Source organism: Streptomyces sp. NPDC051018, assembly GCF_044456085.1.
In the GTDB taxonomy this organism is placed as follows: Bacteria; Actinomycetota; Actinomycetes; order Streptomycetales; family Streptomycetaceae; genus Streptomyces.
Genome location: NZ_JBITFN010000032.1, coordinates 49284 through 65769, shown reverse-complemented (window position 1 = coordinate 65769; position 16486 = coordinate 49284). Strand labels below are relative to the sequence as shown.

Below are 16486 nucleotides of genomic sequence, written 5' to 3'. Positions count from 1 at the left end.
ACGTCCGTGTTTTTGGTGGGGGGGGGAGGGTCCCCCCCCCGGCCGGGGCCGGGGGGCCACCAACCGGCCCCCGGGGGGTTGGGGGTGCTTCCCCGGGGGGGGGGGCGGCGCCCCACCGCCCCCCCCCCGCCACAGCACACAGGCCCGTACCCGCCTGCTCACCTTCCTCTCCACAAGAGCCGGGAGTTCGAGCGCACATTCAACGCGGCCTGGGCATCCGGTCCGCAAGGCCGCGGACTCGGTCTGGAATGAAACCGAGGAGGCAACCGCCGTCGCGGCCGGGCATCCGCGCCGACCGCGGGTGTCAGGGTGTCGCCGTGGTCGCCCCGTTCTCCAGGTGGCGGTAGAACTCCCGCCACTCCTCGAAGGCCGTCTCGAACCACGGGACGCCCGTGGCGAGGGGTACCAGATGCCGGCACGTCTCGCGGTAGTAGGAACGCTGTTTCCCGGGCCGCGGGTGCGTGTCGAGCCGCTGCACATTACTGAACCGGTCCGCCAGCTTGAGCAGCAGGACGTCCGGCGGGGCGGAACGCAGGCTCAGAAGGTAGCGGTCGCGTACCTGCGCACGATCCTCGTGGGTCTCGGGGTGCGGTTTCGTCACCCAGCCCACCAATTCCTCGACTCGGGGGCCGAACCGCTCACCGACCTCCGCGGCCGTGCGGTCGGTGTCCTCCACGACGTCGTGGAGGACGGCTGCGACCAGCAGATCCTCGTCCCGAACACCCGCGCCCGAGACCAGGATCTCCACCACCTCCAGGAGGTGCTCCACATACGGCTCACCGGCGGGCCTCTTCTGATCCCCGTGGGCCTCCTCGGCGAACGCGACGGCCTTCCCGAGGCGCTGCGCCGAAACCTCCGGAGCGAGCACCGCCAACTGAAGGCGGGCGGTGTCCCAGTCGTGCCACGCGCCGAACACACGATGGGTCAAGACGACTCCTGATCCGCAGCTTCCAGCTGCCTCTTGTCTTCAGCCCACCCGGGGCAGGGTCGACGGCGGCCCGCCGGTCTTTGCCCCACGGGTCTTGACCTTTGTGTCGACGCTGGATCTCGGTGAGGGCTTCGTTCCGGATCGACTTCATTTCCGCAGAGGATTCGCACGACCTGTCGTCGATGACGAAAGCCGCCAGCACGAATCCGGCCGCAGTCCTTCTGTGGAAGGTGGGATCATCACGGACTTCGGGCTTGTGTCATCCGCCAAGGGTACGGTTCCGGCGGCCTCCAGGGTCGCCGGTCCCTGTACTCGGTCACCGTCGTCATCTGCCCGTGGCAGAAGGAACCAGGCAATGCCGTGACGTGCCAAGGTGCCTGCACCGCGTCGCCGAGATCGCTACCGCAGAAGGCGATCGCGCGGGATGCCTCGGCCACGCGACGGGTCCTGACGTCTACCGATTCGGCTGAGTCAGAGTTTTGACCAGGCTGCGAGATTATCCGGAGTTCGCGGGCGACTCGATAGAGGCTCAGGCCGGCCCCGGGGATACGGAGCGAGCTCTCCGCTCGGGTATCGGATGGGAAGGCACCTCAGATGGTTGGCCGTCATGTGACGGGTCTCTCGGGTGTCGGCCGGCGGGGCTCTTTCAGTCCCCGGAGAAGCCCCAGAAGTAGATTTCCTCCGGATGGTCATTCGCGTCGTGCAGGATCGCGCATCTGCCGAACCAGCTCCGGCTGGCGAGCGGTTGTATGGCCTGTACGTGTTCCCGAGTGAGCCGGTCGGTCCCGACCATCCGGTGAGCCTCGGCAGACTGAACAGGCTCTACGGTGCCGTAGTCAGGGTCCTCGCCGGGCCGCAGCACCTTGTGCACGTCCAGGATCAAGTGTGTTCCTTCTCCCTGGACCTGCTCGTCTTCCCACAGGAGGTCGAGTGTCGACGGTTGCACTCTGGCCTCTTCGGGGTTGTCTTCGTCCCAGGGATCCCAGTAGTAGTCCTGTTCCTCGAAGACTCTCTGCCGCAGGGCGTCCAGGGCCGCTCCAAGATCCTCCTGGTACGGAACGTAGTACTCCCACCCCGACGCACCCACGACAACCCCGCCTCTGTATCCGTACCTTCAGTGCAGCGGAAGCTAGCAGCAGCCACTGACGTTGATGCTGATACTCGGGTTCCGGTGGTTGTGGCGCTCTGCCACTGAATGATGTCCTGCTGGGCTGTCCTGTCAAGCCGCCGGTTCTGGCTCACATTCCCTGTATCCGTTGCGGAGAGTGAGATCTTCGCGGCCATCCTGTTGCGGTTCGGATGGGCATGAAGCCCAGGTGACGTGAGTCCCAGCGCCGGGTTGTCGCGTCCGGCACCCATGTGGTTGAGCCGGCGTGCGTACCAGTCGAGGAAGACGGCGTCGCGGTCACGTTCGATGCCCCGGGTTTGGGGGTGTGGGGCTGGGGGAGGCCGTCCTGGCGCTCGGTGGGCGTCTGGGCTGACCGCGACAGGCTCAGGGCCGAGACAACCCGCCCTCGCCCAGGCGACGGCCGTCGGCCGGGGGTGTTCCAGTAGGCTGCGGTGGCCATGGACACGGACGCCGAGCCCGGGCAGACCCGGCACACCCCGAACGCTGCCGGTCCGCCGATCCGGCAGCTGTTCCGGGACGTCATCGCCGACCGTATGCCGGGCCCCAGGCCGCCCCAGGCGGCGATGCTGTTCGATACCGAGACCGACCCCTACGGGGACGACCGGAGCTTCCTCGGCGACTTCTCCAACGAGATCCTCCACCAGGACACCTGCCGACCCGCCACCGCCGACGGCCTCGCGCTGCTCGCCGCCCTCGCTGCGGACGACCGCATTCCCGCCCCACACCGGTTCCAGGCCGTCGACCTGCTGTTCAGGGCCGCCACCGTTACGGAGCGCCACCTCGTCGAGAGCTGGCCGGCCACGCCACAGCACGCCGATCCCCACAGCGAGGCCCGGGCCCGCAGCGCCGTCCAGGCCCACACTCCAGATCTGCTGACCCGCTGGTCGGCCGAATGCCCAGCGGTTCGCCTCGCACTCGCCGCACTCGCCGTGCTCTTCCCGACGGACCGCACCCTGCCCGCCCTGACGCCGCGCCTGCGGACCTTCACGCACCAGCACCCCCAGGGCACCGACATCGGCGACTACGTACGGTTCGTCCTCGTCCTTGCCGCCCAGGACGACAACCAGATCCTCACGGTGACAGAGAAGCTCACCGACACCCACTGGCAGGGAACAGCACGCGGAGCGCCAATTCGCCCACGAGCCCTCCACCTCCTCGGCCAGATGCTGACCAAAGCCGAAGCCGGACTCACCCGGCCTCGTCCCGGGCGGTGACGCTCGCCGACACGACGGACGACGTCGCGTACCCGGCTTGTGGAGTCTGGTCGAACCGGCTTCATGGCTCCTGCCCGCGGTTTCCCGTTGATGTGCCGAGCGCCGGACGAAGCGTTGCTCTCCGGGTGCGAGTCCGCCGGTTCGCCTGCTGAAGATCAGGCTGCGCACGCCGCACCTTCGACGAGCAGATATCCGCTCTGACCCGCCGGTACGGTCAGGGGACCGAGCGGCCGCGCTCGGCTCAGGCTGCGATCGGTCTCGCCCCTGGCCGACCGAGCCGACGCCCGGCTGGGCCTCAGCCCCTTGGATGTCCGTCAACCGCAGCACTGTCCTGAGCCTGGTCGAGGCATTCCGACGATCCGTGTCCGGGACGCGCCTTGCTTGCCTCGTCGGCTACGACAGGTGTCCCAGATCCCCTTCGAGGACCGTCTGAATGATCTGGGGCCGGTCCCAGAGGGCCAGGATCTCGTTCGCGAGTGCCACGATGGGCAGGGGGTCCTGGTTGCCGTGGACCACGATGGCTGCAGCCAACAGGCTGCGCGGCACGGCTCCGGCATCCAGCAGGACGCGCCACTCCTGCGGGCCAAGTTCCAGGAACTCCAGCCCGGCGAGCTCGCCGATCTGAAGAGGGTCGGCCAGAGTGCCGGGGTAGGCGGTGAGGGTACGCAGGCGGGGCAGTCCGACGACGGGGGCGAGACTGAACGGCTCGCCGTCCCACACTCCGATGGACAGGACTTCCAGGCCGGGGTGGGCGGCTGCCTCGATGCTCTTCAGGCTCGCGTGGTTGACGTGGGCCACCGGAGGCGGCCGCTGCCCCCGTGGGCTGCTGGGCTCTGCGCTGGGTCGGTCCAGGACCAGGTCGGTGACGGAGTCGGCGATGAGCGCGGCACCGACGTTCTCCTCGTGGGACAGCATGATGACCTGGCGCAGGTGTCCACGAGGGCCGGGTGTCAGATCGACCGCCAGCCGGTCTCCGCCGCCGTTGTCGCCGAAGGCGATCCAGCCGGGTGAGCCGACGAGGCCCTGCACCATCGCGTCGGCCGGCGTGTCGACCGCCTCCATGGCACCGAACTCCCAGCGACAGTAGCGCGACGACGCGTCGGCGACGTACAGGCTGTCGAGATCGAACAGCTCACAGCGCACCGCTGCGGATTCGCGTACCGCTGCCTCGTAGTCGTCACCCAGGTCCTCCCATCGTGCCCGTGTCACCCGGTAGAGGACCTTGAGCTCGTCAGGCAGAACGACGCCCAGGCGTGCCTCGGTGGCGGAGATCTCCTCCTCCGTCGCGCCGATGGCGTGCGGCAGGCGATCGCGCAGCGTCCGCTCCAGCAACTCCAGGTCGGCCGACGGAGCCGGTTCTGCCCCGGGAGCTGGTTCTGGGAGACGGCGCCACGGCTCGGGGATGGAGCCGTCAACCAGGATGAGCGCCCCCGGGTGAGGGGTGCCGAGGCCGGGTTCCACTGCGGGGCTGGGGCCCAGCAGGCGAAGTGTGGTCGTTCCGGTCGGTTCTGTCTCCGCCGTAAACGAGACGTCGTCGATTCCAGCGTCCACGAGCGCATGCTGCACCCGCTCGACCGCGTCGAACTCTTCGCGCATGTCTTCCACCTGTGAGGCCCGGCCAGGAGGCGGCACGGGTTGCGTCAGAGGCAGGCTCCAGCTCTCTCGGCCTATGCGTCCCGCCACTCGCACGGACCGGGCCACGTGCTCCTGAGCCTCTTCCGCCAAGAGGAGCCGCAGCACCGGCTCCCAGGTCGCGAAGTCGTCTATCGATGCTGTGGAGAACTCTTGATCAGCCATGCGCAGACCGTACGCGGCGCCGCTGACATCAGGAGGCAGCCGGGCCCATGCCATGTGCCGACAAGCCGGCCACGCCGGGCCGACTGTGGCGCTCGATGTCCTGTCTCAGTGAAGTCATTCGCTGAAGTGACCTGGACGGATGAGCTTCCGCGAAACGGCCTGAGCGCCGATCGCTCTGTAGCCGGCAACACCGGTTGGCAAGGAGGTGCCTGTCGCAGCGCGAAAGCTCCAGCGGCAGGCACCGACATCCTGCGCGGACGGTTGTCGTACGGGGAAGGCACGATCGGCGCATGTCTGAGACCTCCGTCGACCTGGGGAAAGTCCATGCGCCGTCCGGTGTGCTGGTCCTCGGCATGGCTGGGTGGACCGACCAGCGGCGGGAACTGGGCCAGCCCTTGTCCGTGCGTGCCAGGGCGGCTGAGGCGACGGGAGGAGGTACGGTCTCAGCCGTATCGCTCGACGATCGCGTTGCCGATCGCGGCCAGGTGGTCCCGCACACTGGAAGGGCCGGTCACCTCGACCCATTCGATCAGCCCGGCAAGTTCGCCGGCGAGTGTGAACTCGGTGCGGCCGCGGATCAGGACCTCGATACGGCCGTCGGTCGTGGCACCTCCGACCTGGAGCCGAGTGCCGAGCGCCATCCGGAGCAGGCCGATCCCGTGGGGAACGCATAGCGCCTGGATCTCGAGGGGCATGCGCTTGCGATCGACCTCGTCGGCGATCTCGCGCCAGCTCCCGGCAAGGTCGAAGTCCCCGGGCCGGTGCACGGGATCGTCGGTCGGGTCGGCGGACGACACGCGGTCGATCCGGAAGGTCCGCCGGCCGGCCTCGGTGTTGGCGACGAGGTACCACGACGGACCTTTGGCGACGATACCCAGCGGGTGGACGGTTCTCTCGGTTTCGGAGCCTTCACGGTCGACGTAGCCGAGCCGCACCTGGACGCCGCGGATCACCGCGTCCTGGAGTTCGTCGAGGAAGCGAGGTGGTCGGTGCTCGACCCGACTCGACCCCCATCGTTCCGGGTCCATGACCAATGACGACGCTGCTGCCTCGGCCTGCACCCGGAAGGGCTCCGGCAGGGCATGGACGAGCTTGCGCAGTGCTGCCTTCACAGCCGGCGTCGCGGCCGAGGCCGGGCCGGCAACCAGGAACAGCGCGCGGGCCTCACTCGCGGTCAACCCGGACAGGTCGGTCCGGGCGCCGCCGACGAGGCGCCAGCCGCCGCCTCGGCCCTGCATGGAGTACACGGGCACCCCGGCCATGGCCAGGGCGCCGAGGTCGCGGCGGGCGGTGCGCTCAGAGACCTCCAGCTCTTGGGCGACCTCTGCTGCTGTCACCTGCCCGCGCCGTTGCAGCAAGAGAAGGATGGCCACCAGCCGGTCGGTTCGCACGCCGACAACACTTTCATATAAAACCGGTCGTGGGATGACCGGTTTCGGTCGGCAAGATGGCGACATGCCCTCAGCGACGAGGCCCACTACCCGCGACCGTCCCGGCACCCGGCCTGTCAGGGGTGCGCCGACGATGTCTTCGGGAACCCTCGTCGCCTGATCACCCCGAACAGATAGAGAGGAAAGGGAATGTTCAACCCAATCGATTTCCCCAAGTCCACCCTTGTTCCAGTCAACGGTGTGGAAATCGAAGTCTTCGAATCGGGTCGGCAGAATTCCGGAAAGCCCATTGTGCTCTGTCACGGCTGGCCGGAGCACGCTTTTTCCTGGCGTCACCAGATGCCCGCCCTCGCCGCAGCGGGCTACCACGTCATCGTCCCGAACCAGCGGGGTTACGGTAACTCGTCCCGTCCGGCTGAATTGACGGACTACGACATCGAACACCTGTCGGACGATCTCGTCGCGCTTCTCGATCATTACGGGTACGAAGACGCCACCTTCGTCGGTCATGACTGGGGCGCGATGGTCGTCTGGGGTCTGACCCTGCTGCACCCCGACCGTGTGAAGAAGGTGATCAACCTCAGCCTTCCGTACCAGGAGCGCGGAGAGAGACCGTGGATCGATTTCATGGAAGCCGTACTCGGCAGCGACTTCTACTTCGTCCACTTCAATCGGCAGCCGGGCGTCGCGGACGCTGTGTTCGAAGAAAACACCTTCCAGTTCCTTCGCAACATCTACCGGAAGAACGAGCCCTCCAGGGCGCCTGCGCCGGGGATGGCGCTGATCGATCTCGCCAGAGCGGAAAAACCGCTCGGTGAGCCCCTGATGAGCGAGAGTGAACTGGCCGTTTTCGTCTCCGCCTTCGAAAAGTCAGGGTTCACGGGCAGTGTGAACTGGTACAGGAACCTGGACCGCAACTGGCACTTGCTGGCGGACGTGGACCCGATCATCCGTCAGCCCACGCTCATGATCTACGGCGACCGCGATGTGGTCTCGAAGTCCGAGAACCTTGCGGAGTTCGTGCCCAACGTGGAAGTGGTCAATCTCGATTGCGGTCACTGGATCCAGCAGGAGAAGCCGGAGGAAACGAACCGGGCGATCTTGAAGTGGCTGGAACAGCAGGATGCCGTCTAAGGGCTGTCCCGTGATCCGGTTCGTGTCGGCTCTTCGATTCGTTGGGCGGTGAGCCTTTCAGCGTGGTACCCGTACGGGTGATGGCCTCGGTGCCCGCAGCGGACAGGGCTCCCGTGCCGTTGGGTGAGAAGCTCGAGGTCTCAACCTGCCGGTCCTGGAGCCCTGTTGGTTCCCCATCCTGCCGCACATACCCACCGCATCATGCGAATCTATGATGAACAGGTCATCCAGGGGTGCGGTTGGCCTCTCGGTCCGGCACGTCTGAGTGTGTCGAGGACAAGCGCGGGGAGTCCGACAACTGGGGGTGCGGAACCGTGCTCCGCGCTCGATGACGCATCCGGGCATCACAGCAGTCTGACCACCACCACCGCCCAGCCCGGGACAATGCTGCCCCGGCCCGCTGCGGGTACGCACCACGGCGATTTTCACGACATGCGGCGACAGCCTCTGACGGATCTGCTTCAGACTGATCACTGCAGGTCACGGGACTGAGATCTTTGGTGCCGCACTGAAGAACCCACTGAAATGAATCGTGCGTTACTGAAATCTCCGGCACCGTTCGACACAGCACGAACAGTGGCCTTGACATCGAGACCCGCATTTTCGAGCGGTGGCGACCGTCAAGGTCCGCTATGACTGTCCTGCGAGCCGGACACCGATGAGTCTCCGACGCTGCCGAGGTCGTGACTGGTGACACGACGTTACTCATGGAGGGCGACATGGCACAGGACTTCTTCGCCGGGATCCCCGTCACCGACTACGCCGCAGCGTTGCCATGGTACGAGCAGTTCTTCGGCAGACAGCCGTTGTTCTTGCCGAATGACACCGAGGCGGTGTGGAAGGTGGCCGAGCACCGATACGTCTACATCGTGCAGGATCCGGAACGGGCGGGGAACGCCCTGGTGATGTCGTTCGTCGACGATCTCGACAACCGGGTCGCCGAGATCGCCCGGCGGGGCATCAGGCCCGCGAAGCGCGAGACGTATGACGGTGGCGTGACCAAGGTGACCTATCGAGACGCGGATGGCAATGAGATCAGCCTCGGCGGCGCCCCGGGGTGACGCCGCTTCGAATGCCGATCCCGATCAGCTGCCCAACCTCCTGCCGAGTTTGAGTGCGGCGACCCCACTGGCCTGGAACTGGGCGCGCCTGCCCAGGCTGCCTGCGATCCACCCACCTGACCAAGAGCCTTCAGGAGCGCTCTCTCGACGAGTCAAGCGGTATCAGCCGGCTCAGAGCGTTGCCAGTTCTCATCGACGTTTCCGAGCCGTCTGATCGCCGAGTGTTGCCGGATGCCGTCGGCAAACGTTGCCGGCACTGGCTCTGTTCCCATTCTCGTGGTGCGGCCAGGCGGGATGATCACTGGGTGATCAGGGAGGCATGGACCTCGAGTCAGAACGGCGGGGCGTTGCTGTAGCTGCCGTCTGTCCCGCTTCGGCCCCGAAAGGCTTGGGCGGCTCTGACCGGCGCTCAATCACGTGACCCAGTCCGGACGGTGTCGGGGTGAAGGAAGAATTTGAGCAAGGAATTCCGAATCACGCATGATGCCAATATTCGGGGTGTTAATCCGCCTGGCGGCCTGCGCTGAGTTAATCTCTCGGCCCCTCGACACTGCCAACGGGGTGGCCGGTCCCCCCGCAGCCTGTTTCGGCACGCAAATGGCTGCCGCCTGCGCCGTTGGCGAACCCGGCCTGCCGGAGACCGGGACTTGAGGACCGCGCGTGAGAAGCTCGGCGGCGGCCCCCCGCCTGGACAGCCCGCCACGGCAGGGTCAGCCCTCTTCGCGGGCTCGGGTGAAAGCCTCGTACCGGGCCCGCAGCGCGGAGAAGTCGTCGTGGGGGAAGGCCCGCGCGATGAAGTCGAGGCGGGGGCCGACGTCCAGGTGGAAGTACTCCGGAAAGCCGGGGTCGTGTGGATCCGCGAAGAGGTTCTGCCAGCCGTGCAGGCCCCGGGTGAGCAGGAGCGTCTCCAGGTACTCGGGGTAGCTGAGGTCGAGGCGTACGAGGGTGCCCGAGGGTGTTGACGGCGTACCAGATCTCGGGGCGCCCGGCCGCGTCGAGGACGATGCCGTCCTCGGCCCTGAACCCGGCGATCGCGCCGTCCCCCGTGCGAGCGGTGCCGTCGAAACCGTGGAGGACGAGTTCGGTGGGCTCGCCCGGCTCGTCCTCGGCCTCCGGTCCGTAGACGTAGCAAACGTTGGCAACCAGTCCGTAGGGTCCACGTTCCGAGGCCGGCCAGTCCGCCTCGGCAACCGTGTCGGGAACCGAGCCCACACAGACGTTCACCAGATGGTTGAGCCACAGCTCGCCGCCGAGGGTGGTGTCCTCGGCCGCCCACCAGTAGGAGCCCAGCTTGCTGTACCGGTGGAAGTTGCCGGCCATGGACGGGGGAGTGCCAGGCCCGTGACCTTCCTGATCACTTCAAGGGCATGCTCGGGTCCGGCGAGCCAGGTGGCGAGGGGGCCCTCCTCCTCTTCGTAGACCGTGACAGCCGCGTTGCGGCGGAGGCCGTCGAGCATGGCCACCAGTCTGTCCTCGTAACCGGTCATATCCGCTCCCCTCCTGAAACACGCGCGGCACGGGGCCGCAACCATGCCACCCTCGCGGGGCGTTGCCCCAAGAAGGTACGCGGACAATGGAGAACTCCTGCGAATGAGGGGTGTTAACTTCCTTCCTGTGGTGGAGCACCAGGATGAGACCAGGGTTGCCTATGACGGGGTCGTTGAGCTGTACGCGTCGATGTTCGCTCATGGTTTGGACACGCGGCCGTTCGCGCGGAACATGATCGGTACCTTCGCCGAGCTGGTGCGCGGGACGGGGAATCCCCGGACGGCCGATGTCGGCTGCGGGCCCGGACATGTGACAGCCCTGCTTCACGACCTGGGGCTGGATGCCTTCGGGCTCGACCTCTCGCCGGCCATGGTCGACCACGCCCGGCGGGCTCATCCGGCGCTGAGGTTCGACGAGGCGCGGATGGAAGCTCTCCCCGTGGGGGACGGCGCGCTCGGCGGCGTGCTGGCCCACTATTCGATGATCCACACCCCTCCGAGGGAACTGCCGGCGCTGCTGGCCGAGCAGGCGCGTGTCCTGGCACCGGGTGGCCTGCTCCTGGTCTCGTTCTACGCGACCCACGGCTCGGAGCCGGTCTGCTTCGACCACAAGGTGACACCCGCCTATAGCTGGCCTGCGGACCGGTTCGCCGATCTGCTGGACGGGGCCGGGCTCCTCACGTTCGCCCGCCTGCTCCACGACCCGGCCTCTGAGCGGGGCTTCCTCGACGCCCACTTGCTGGCCCGCCTCCGCTAGAACATGGCCTTCGGCGCTGACGGGCCCGCGTACTCAGATCACACTGGTTCTACGGGAAACCAGCCCGGTGACCGTGTGTGATCCCCGGGGGAGTGCCTCCGTGTTCGGCCCGTCTCGTTGCGGCCGGGTACTGGAGTACCGGCGCTTGCTCCAGACGGGTTCGACGTGCATCGCCCCGTCTCTGAACCAGGCACGGCGTGCGGCCGGGGGAGAGGTACGGCTGCGGTCGCGCGAGGTCCTGGACGTTCTGGAGCGTCCGGGCGAGGTCGCCGCCGGGATCGTGTTTCGCCTGGGCGCCTGCGGCTCACTGGAGAGAGATGGTGACGCCGCACTGTTCGAGGAGCCGCACGATGTCCTCGAAGTAGGAGAGCCCGTCCTCCGGATCCGCCACAACGTTCGCCAGTGCACGGCGTGCGATCTCGGAGTCGTGCCAGGTCAAGGTGAAGGGAGGGGCCACCCCGAATCCGCCGCCCAGGCAGTCCTTGAGCGCGTTCCACTCCCGGCCGAAGTAGCGGCCGGGCCCGAGCAGGGCCTCGGCGATCGCGCAGTGCAGCCCGGGAACGTCCGTGACGAACCGGCCGTCGAGATGGTGCTCACCGCCGGATCGATCCGGCCGGGGTGCCGGCACCCGCCAGGCACGTGTGGTGAGGTCCAGCCACGCGGCCCTGCCCTGTGAGTCGTACGGCGCCCACAGGCTGGGCTCTGCCGGCGGGCCCTGATGCCACTGTGCCCAGATCGGGCGGGCCGCCAGCACTGGCCGGTCGTCACCACCATCGGTGAGGGTGATATCGACGAGGGTGCCGCCGAGCACGGACGGTCGCGCTCCGGTGATGGCCAGGCCCACGGGGCGGGAGCCCATCACGGCACCATGACGATCCAGAACCAGGAGGTAGGCCCAGTCCCGCTCCCACCGGCGGGGCCGCCGCAGCGCCCCGAGCAGGGGCTCCTCAGGCTCGCAGCCGATCAGCTCCATCGGAACGGGGGCCGGGTCCACTCGCGCCTTGAACAGGCCGTCCACGGCGGAGCACCGGCCTGCACCTGCCGCAGCGACCGTCGTTCCCGCGAAGAGTTCGAAGCGCGGCGCCGCAGGCAGTTCGAAGAAGACCTCCTCGCTCCTGACGCCGGCGCCGAGCACGATGTCGTACCGTGCCGGATCAGCCGGGTGGGGCTGATGGGCCACCACGACCGTATCGACGAGAGTCCACCACTGCACGGGCTCCTCGTCGTCCCAGACCTCGACGCACACGTCGCCCAGACCCCGTGGCGAAACGTCGGACTCAGCCAGGACCTCGCTCAGGAGACCGTCGGGGCGGCATCCGCGGAGGGTGAGGACCTCCCGTGGCGGCGGTGCCGGGTCGACGAACAACCCTTCGACGCCGGCACACCTCCCCCAGAGTTGTTCCACGCCGTCTTCGTCCTCCTTGACCAGGAGGCACTTCACCGGAAAGCCCCGGTCCCATGTGGCGTGATCTGCGGTGCGCACCCAACCCCCGAACATGTGAACAACCCTCGCGCCTACGATACGCCTGGGCCCGGGGAAGACGAGGACGGTTACTCGCCCCCGGTCACGTCTCATCAGCGGCACTCAGATCGCCCAGGGGGGCGCAGGCCGTCAGGCGGTTCCGGCGGCTGGAACGAGGACCGGCCGGGCATGTTGTCCCGGCTGCTGCGCCTCAGCTCGCCCGCGTCGTTGGGACGCCAGGTCCAGCGTCTGGTGACCGAGGCGGTCATCCAGCGCCTGCAGCAGCACAACGACGACCAGGGCGAGGTGCTGGCGTATCGGTCGGATCGACGACCTGAGCACGCAAGAGATCGCGGACACGCGGGACACGGCCGGGGCGAGTCCATGGCTGATGAGGCGGGACTCCTCACGATGACGGCCGACGTGCTCGGGCGGCCCGCGGGGAACGGTTCTCAGAATCCGCCGCAAGACCGTCACGCCTGCCGGCAGTCCACCGCAGAGGATCGCCTGACTGACGTTCCGTCCGGGCTACGTCGGCGACACATTCCCGCCCGAACACCAGCTGAGGCCGCCTGACGGCACGTCGTAGTCGCAGACGCGCCACACGACGGTCAGCCCCTCCTCGAAGCTCTTGTTCACAGCTGTCCAGCTTCCGGCCGGACCGTGATCGTTGTAGATCACACCGTGACGACGCACACCGGACGACGTCCAGTGCTCCCACTCGACCGCGAAGTGCGAACTCGCCCCCGTCTTGTCCAGGAGCCAGAACCACTCGCCGACGGGCTCGAAACAGACCTTCGCCCACCAGTCCTCGTAGAGGCACCCACCCGCCGGGGTACCGGCCTTCGGCATGGCCCGCTGCGTACCGTCGGCCGCCGTGGCCGGTGACGCAGCGACCCCCAGAACGAGTGCGGCGCCGAACACCCCGCTCGCGATGAAACGTCCTACACTCACTTCGTTCCCCTTCCTCGCATGCTCGGTTGTGCCAGAGCCACCAGGTTCAGGCAGCCGAGCCCCGAAGTGACCGGCGATCCGTACCCAGTGCTTGACGATCCGTGCACACCGCTTGCCGCAGCACCCGAGGAAAGACCGTTCCTCATGGCGCCCGTCACCTCTCACGGCGGCGAGGGCGGGTATCTCTGCTGATCGTGATCACGAAGCTGAGGCGTGCCGCCCTGGCCGCCGCGGCACGGCCCTCGACGAGGTCCGGCAGCTGTTCAAGCGCGGGGTCCGCCTTCCGATACCTGTAGACCACTCTCCGACGGGTCGAGCAGTCTTCGGTCGCTCAGGATCGGCGGCCGCACCCATGTCCCGTGCTGCTCCCGGCAGTGTCCGACGGTGCAGGCCAGGATGCCGGACGAACTTCTCGGCTGGGTCGCGGCCACCGAGAAACGATGGTGTCGCCCCTGCCGGTCTCGTCCTCCTCGCGGGCACGGCCATGGTGGCACCGCTGGACTACCGGGTGCAGCTCCCCTTGCTGCCGGGGCTCCCGCCCTGACAGCGGCCGGGCTGCTCGTGATGTCCGGCCGCGCCCGCGCTGTGCCGGCCGGCGAGCTGAGCGTGGATTGCCGACCGCGGGGAGCCGCCCTTGTGGACGAAGGCCGAGGCCCGCCCCGACGCTGCTTGACCCGGGTCGCCTGGTTCAGCCGGAGATCTCCCTGCGGGAGGGTCCCCCGCCGGTGGCGATCCAGGCGGGCTCGGCGCGCTCGGCAACCGGGATGCGTAGTGAGGGCCCCGGTGTCGTAGGCGGACTTGATGTGCACGGTGTCCAGCGTGTCGGCCAACACGATCTGGCGGGAGCAGACACAGGGGTTGCCGGCCGGCATCACGCGGGTTCAGCGGCGATGACGCATAGTCTCTTGGTGGCGCGGGTGAGGGCGACGTACAGGTCCCTTTCGCCACTGGGCCCGGCTGCGGCTATCTCGTCGGGGAGGGCGAGGATGACAGAGTCGAACTCTAGGCCGCGGGCCTGCGAGGCAGGTACCAGGCATGCCCACCGGGTGATCCGGGGGTCGGTCAGTTCGGCGGTTGTGGCGTCCGGACACAGGACGGCGCGCAGGTCGCCCGGGTAAGCGGCAACCTGGATCTGCAGTTCGTCGGCCACAGTGGCGGCGAGATGCGAGCGCGAGGAGAGGGTTCGGGTGCAGGGGGTCTGGCCGTGTCGGATCGAGCGGCTCGGCTTCTGGCTGGGGGCGATCCGCGCGAGCAGACCGCTGGTTGAGTCCAGGATCTCTTCGGTGGTGCGGTAGTTGACGGTCAGGGTGCGCAGGACGAAGCGGTTGCCCAGGTGCGGAGCCAGCGCCTGGTGCCAGTTGTGGGCGGTGACCGCAGGTCCGGCCTGGGCGAAGTCGCCCACCGCGGTCATCGACCGGGACGGGCAGCGGCGCAGGACCATGCGCCATTGCATGGGGGTGAGTTCCTGGGCCTCGTCGATGACGACGTGCCCGAAGACGCGTTCGGGCGGGCCGTCGAGCAGGGTCGCCGCCTCGTCCAGCAGAGCGGCATCGGCATCCGTCCACCCGGTGCTGGGATTGTGCAGCAGCCGGGAGCGTTCCGAAAAGGTCAGGTCTGGCAGCGACGCCGACAGAGCCTGGGGGCTGGCCAGGAGTTCCCGGACGAGGTCCTCGGGCTTCAGATGAGGCCACAGGGCCTGCACGGCGCGCTCGGTGAGGGCGTCGTCGAACAGGGCAGCGCTCACGGCGTCCGCGTCGAATTCCTCATGCCCATCACCGCTTGGCGTGTCGGCCAGCCCGAGGGTGGGCAGATCGTCCTCGACGGCCTGGTCGAGATCGATTCCGGTGCTCGACGCCGATTCGGCGTCGAAGCGCGCCAGGGCATCGGCAACCGCCTGCCGCAGCGCCGTGACGGTCGCCTCGACCAGGTGCCGCTTGAACACCTCGCGCGCCTGGTTGTGCGGCAGGCCGCTCGCCGCGGCCGCGCCCCGCGCCCGTGCGATCTCCTCATCCGGCAGCCGGATCTGCTCCTGGCCCACACGGACCCTGAAGTCCCGCCCAGCGCCTGCCGGGAGCGCACCAGCTCTGCCAGCGCGTCCGCCATCACCAGGCGGCCCTTGAGCCGCGCCGACTCGAACGGTTCCCGGGATGCCTGCCGCACCCCGGCGAGCTCCTGGCAGGTCGTCAGGACCGCATCGCTCTCGCCGAGCGAGGGCAGGACCTGGGAGATGTAGTCGAGGGACCGTGCGTTCGGTCCGAGGACCAGCACGCCGCGCTCGGCGACCAGAGGGGACGCGTACAGCAAGTACGCGGCCCGGTGCAGCGCCACCACGGTCTTGCCCGTGCCGGGACCGCCCTGCACCACCATCACCCCCCGATCCACGCTGCGGACGACCGCATCCTGCTCCGCCTGCAACGTGGCCACCACCGCGCCCATCCGCCCAGTACGCCCCATTTCCAGCGCCCGAACCAGCGGACCGTCCCTCACCACGTCCTCAGCCGTCGCGGGGGAGCCGTCCAGGATCTCGTCGGTGACCGCACACACCTCACGGTCCTCACAGCGCAGATGCCGGCGACGCCGCAGCCCCAGCGGGTGCAGCGGCGTGGCCGCGTAGAACGGCCGCGCCGCCTGCGCCCGCCAGTCCACCAGCACCGGGACATCGTCGTCCACCCGGCGCAGACCGATCCGCCCGACGTACAGCACCGTCCCGTCCACGCCGTCGATGCGGCCGAAGACCAGCCCCCGCTCGGCCCCCACCAACCGGCATACGAGATCCGTCAGACGCCCGACTTCCACCTCACGCGCATACGCCTCACCCGGACCCCCGACCGGCGACCTCAGGACATTCGCCAACTGCGCACGCGCCTGCGCAACCCGCTCGTCCACCAACCCGTACACAGTGCGGACCCGGGCCCGTTCCACCATTACTTGGTGTCCGCTACTACCGTCGACCCGCAGCAACAACTGACCTCCTCTCAACCGGGTCCTCACTATGCCGCCGGAGCTCCAAGAAGGTAAGGCTTGACTTACCTTCGAGCATCAGCCGCGACGGCGCGGAGCGAGGACGGCACTCTCGGGTGCCTGCGCGTGGCGCCTGGGACGCCTGACCGGCTCCGGGCCCTTGTGATCAGCAGTGGGAGTCGGCCTCCGGCACGCCTGGGCCCGCACCTGG

The 16486-nt window shown here is 68.1% G+C and carries 11 protein-coding genes and 2 pseudogenes; 4 read left to right on the top strand and 9 right to left on the bottom strand.

Annotation, left to right across the window (positions count from 1 at the left end):
- Window positions 1-304: 304 nt before the first annotated feature.
- Together ACIBCM_RS33645 and ACIBCM_RS33640 are read right to left on the bottom strand one after the other, a co-directional pair.
- Window positions 305-928 carry an HD domain-containing protein gene (locus tag ACIBCM_RS33645; RefSeq protein WP_399249981.1) on the bottom strand — a complete coding sequence of 208 codons (624 nt, stop codon included), beginning with the start codon at window positions 926-928 and terminating at the stop codon, window positions 305-307.
- 646 nt (window positions 929-1574) lie between these two features.
- Window positions 1575-2015, bottom strand: coding sequence for a hypothetical protein (locus ACIBCM_RS33640; RefSeq protein ID WP_399249979.1), 441 nt, complete (start codon window positions 2013-2015; stop codon window positions 1575-1577).
- A 479-nt stretch (window positions 2016-2494) separates the two neighbouring features.
- On the opposite strand from ACIBCM_RS33640, the gene ACIBCM_RS33635 reads away from it, so the two are divergent.
- Window positions 2495-3271, top strand: a complete 777-nt coding sequence (locus tag ACIBCM_RS33635) for a hypothetical protein (protein WP_399249977.1) — start codon at window positions 2495-2497, stop codon at window positions 3269-3271.
- Window positions 3272-3664: 393 nt separating this feature from the next.
- Here the strand turns inward: ACIBCM_RS33635 and ACIBCM_RS33630 are convergent, their stop codons facing one another.
- Together ACIBCM_RS33630 and ACIBCM_RS33625 are read right to left on the bottom strand one after the other, a co-directional pair.
- Complete coding sequence (locus ACIBCM_RS33630; protein ID WP_399249976.1) at window positions 3665-5068, bottom strand: SMI1/KNR4 family protein; 1404 nt, start codon at window positions 5066-5068, stop codon at window positions 3665-3667.
- Between the two features lie 443 nt (window positions 5069-5511).
- Window positions 5512-6459 carry a helix-turn-helix transcriptional regulator gene (locus ACIBCM_RS33625; protein ID WP_399249974.1) on the bottom strand — a complete coding sequence of 316 codons (948 nt, stop codon included), beginning with the start codon at window positions 6457-6459 and terminating at the stop codon, window positions 5512-5514.
- Between the two features lie 189 nt (window positions 6460-6648).
- Between ACIBCM_RS33625 and ACIBCM_RS33620 the strand changes: the two genes are divergently transcribed.
- Complete coding sequence (locus tag ACIBCM_RS33620; protein ID WP_399249972.1) at window positions 6649-7593, top strand: alpha/beta fold hydrolase; 945 nt, start codon at window positions 6649-6651, stop codon at window positions 7591-7593.
- A gap of 719 nt (window positions 7594-8312) precedes the next feature.
- Entirely contained in the window at window positions 8313-8654 is a 342-nt protein-coding gene (locus ACIBCM_RS33615) for a VOC family protein (RefSeq protein WP_399249970.1), read from the top strand.
- 710 nt (window positions 8655-9364) lie between these two features.
- On the opposite strand, the gene ACIBCM_RS33610 is transcribed toward ACIBCM_RS33615, so the two are convergent.
- Window positions 9365-9796, bottom strand: a complete 432-nt coding sequence (locus tag ACIBCM_RS33610; protein ID WP_399249969.1) for a hypothetical protein — start codon at window positions 9794-9796, stop codon at window positions 9365-9367.
- Between the two features lie 472 nt (window positions 9797-10268).
- Between ACIBCM_RS33610 and ACIBCM_RS33605 the strand changes: the two genes are divergently transcribed.
- Window positions 10269-10898 (top strand): class I SAM-dependent methyltransferase, encoded by a 630-nt coding sequence (locus ACIBCM_RS33605; RefSeq protein WP_399249967.1) that lies wholly within the window; start codon window positions 10269-10271, stop codon window positions 10896-10898.
- A 304-nt stretch (window positions 10899-11202) separates the two neighbouring features.
- Here ACIBCM_RS33605 and ACIBCM_RS33600 read toward each other — a convergent pair whose 3' ends face one another.
- From ACIBCM_RS33600 to ACIBCM_RS33585, 4 genes and pseudogenes are all read right to left on the bottom strand, one after another.
- Complete coding sequence (locus ACIBCM_RS33600; RefSeq protein WP_399249966.1) at window positions 11203-12381, bottom strand: barstar family protein; 1179 nt, start codon at window positions 12379-12381, stop codon at window positions 11203-11205.
- 507 nt (window positions 12382-12888) lie between these two features.
- Window positions 12889-13314, bottom strand: coding sequence for a hypothetical protein (locus ACIBCM_RS33595; RefSeq protein ID WP_399249965.1), 426 nt, complete (start codon window positions 13312-13314; stop codon window positions 12889-12891).
- A 688-nt stretch (window positions 13315-14002) separates the two neighbouring features.
- Window positions 14003-14165 (bottom strand): annotated as a pseudogene (locus ACIBCM_RS33590) (Hsp20/alpha crystallin family protein); the annotation flags it as partial.
- A 20-nt stretch (window positions 14166-14185) separates the two neighbouring features.
- Window positions 14186-16239: pseudogene (locus ACIBCM_RS33585) on the bottom strand (HelD family protein).
- Window positions 16240-16486 lie beyond the last annotated feature (247 nt).

Excerpts from the sequence above, each read along its gene's own strand:
- ACIBCM_RS33615 (WP_399249970.1), top strand. The coding sequence starts at position 8,313 with ATGGCACAGGACTTCTTCGCCGGGATCCCCGTCACCGACTACGCCGCA.
- ACIBCM_RS33635 (WP_399249977.1), top strand. The coding sequence starts at position 2,495 with ATGGACACGGACGCCGAGCCCGGGCAGACCCGGCACACCCCGAACGCT.
- ACIBCM_RS33630 (WP_399249976.1), bottom strand. The coding sequence starts at position 5,068 with ATGGCTGATCAAGAGTTCTCCACAGCATCGATAGACGACTTCGCGACC.
- ACIBCM_RS33620 (WP_399249972.1), top strand. The coding sequence starts at position 6,649 with ATGTTCAACCCAATCGATTTCCCCAAGTCCACCCTTGTTCCAGTCAAC.